The organism is Streptomyces amakusaensis (assembly GCF_039532665.1).
Classification (GTDB): Bacteria; Actinomycetota; Actinomycetes; order Streptomycetales; family Streptomycetaceae; genus Streptomyces; species Streptomyces amakusaensis.
On record NZ_BAAASB010000067.1, the window covers coordinates 1 to 1852 of the forward strand.

Here is a 1852-nt window from a genome sequence, read left to right on the forward strand (position 1 = left end):
GGAGAGCCGGCGTGAGCTTGAGGATTGTTGTCTGTGTGAAGTATGTGCCCGATGCGGCGGGGGACCGGCGTTTCGCGGGGGATCTGACGGTGGACCGTGAGGGTGTGGACGGTTTGCTGTCGGAGCTGGACGAGTACGCGGTGGAGCAGGCGTTGCGGATCGCCGAGGCGTCGGAGGACGGGGCGGAGGTGACGGTGGTGACGGTGGGTCCGGAGGATGCGCGGGAGGCGGTCGCGAAGGGGTTGCGGATGGGTGCGGACCGGGGGGTGCATGTCGAGGACGGTGCTGTGCACGGTTCGGATGTGATGGGGACGTCGCTGGTGCTGGCGCGTGCGGTGGAGAAGGCCGGTTTCGATCTCGTGGTGTGCGGGATGGCGTCGACGGACGGTGCGATGGGTGTGCTGCCGGCTCTGCTGGCGGAGCGGTTGGGGGTGGCGCAGGTGTCGTTGTTGTCGGAGGTGTCGGTCGCGGGGGGTGTGGTGCGGGGGCGCCGGGACGGTGACAGTGCTTCGGAGGTGCTGGAGGCCGGGTTGCCGGCGGTGGTGTCGGTGACGGACCAGTCGGGTGAGGCGCGGTATCCGTCGTTCAAGGGGATCATGGCGGCGAAGAAGAAGCCGGTGGTGTCGTGGGATCTGGATGATCTGGGTGTGGATGCCGGTGAGGTGGGGCCGGCGGGTGCGTGGACGGTGGTGGATTCGGTGGTGGAGCGTGCGGCGCGGGGTGCGGGCACGGTGGTGAAGGACGAGGGTGAGGGCGGCCGTGGGGCGGGTGCGTTCCTCGCGGGGCGGAAGTTCGTCTGAGCGTCGTCCCGCTGTGGTGCGGGGTGGGTGTGGTGTTCGGTTCTGTTGTCGGTTCCGTTGTCGTTTCTGGTGCAGGAGATTGACGTTTCATGGCTGATGTTCTCGTCCTGGTCGATCATGTGGGTGGTGCGGTCCGCAAGCCCGTGCTGGAGGTTTTGACGCTGGCGCGGCGGCTGGGTGATCCGGTCGCGGTGGTGCTGGGTGCGGGTGCGGGTGGTGCCGCGGGTGTGCTGGGTGAGCACGGTGCGGTGCGGGTGCTGGTGTGTGAGGCTCCTGAGGTGGAGGAGTCGCTGGTGGTGGGGCGGGTGGATGCTCTGGAGGCGGCGTTCGGGGCGTTGGTGGATCCGGTGGCGGTGCTGGTGCCGTCGTCGGGTGAGGGTCGTGAGGTGGCGGCGCGGCTGGCGGTGCGGGTGGGGTCGGGTCTGCTGACGGACGCGGTGGATGTGGTCGGGGGTGAGGAGGGGCCGGTGGTGACGCAGTCGGTGTTCGCGGCGGGGTTCACGGCGGTGTCGCGGGTGTCGCGGGGGGTGCCGGTGATCACGGTGAAGCCGAATTCGGCGCCGGTGGAGGCTTCGGCGGCGGCGGGTGCGGTGGAGGTGCTGGAGGTGGAGTTCTCGGGGCGTCCGGCGGCGCGGGTGGTGTCGCGGACGCCGCGTGAGGCGTCGGGCCGGCCGGAGCTGACCGAGGCGGCGGTCGTGGTGTCGGGCGGGCGGGGTCTGGGGGGTGCGGAGAACTTCGCGCTGGTCGAGGCCCTCGCCGACTCCCTGGGCGGGGCGGTGGGCGCGTCGCGGGCTGCGGTCGACGCGGGCTGGTATCCGCATTCCCAGCAGGTCGGGCAGACGGGCAGGAGTGTCTCGCCCCAGTTGTACATCGCCGTGGGTATCTCGGGCGCGATCCAGCACCGGGCCGGTATGCAGACCTCGAAGACCATCGTCGCGGTGAACAAGGATCCCGAGGCCCCGATCTTCGACCTCGCCGACTACGGCGTCGTCGGAGACCTCTTCACCGTCCTGCCCCAACTCACCGAAGACATCAACCACCGCAAGAACTGA

2 protein-coding genes are annotated in these 1852 nt (G+C 69.9%); both read left to right on the plus strand.

Translation table 11 applies throughout. The annotated features are described in order from the left end of the window. Positions 1-11 precede the first annotated feature (11 nt). Positions 12-800: an electron transfer flavoprotein subunit beta/FixA family protein gene (locus ABD371_RS35635; protein WP_344486906.1), complete on the plus strand. Its 789-nt coding sequence runs from the start codon at positions 12-14 to the stop codon at positions 798-800. Between the two features lie 89 nt (positions 801-889). After that, positions 890-1852, plus strand: a complete 963-nt coding sequence (locus tag ABD371_RS35640; RefSeq protein WP_344486903.1) for an electron transfer flavoprotein subunit alpha/FixB family protein — start codon at positions 890-892, stop codon at positions 1850-1852.

What these genes read in the sequence shown, in the direction of transcription:
- ABD371_RS35640 (WP_344486903.1), top strand. Translation starts at nt 890, where the DNA reads ATGGCTGATGTTCTCGTCCTGGTCGATCATGTGGGTGGTGCGGTCCGC.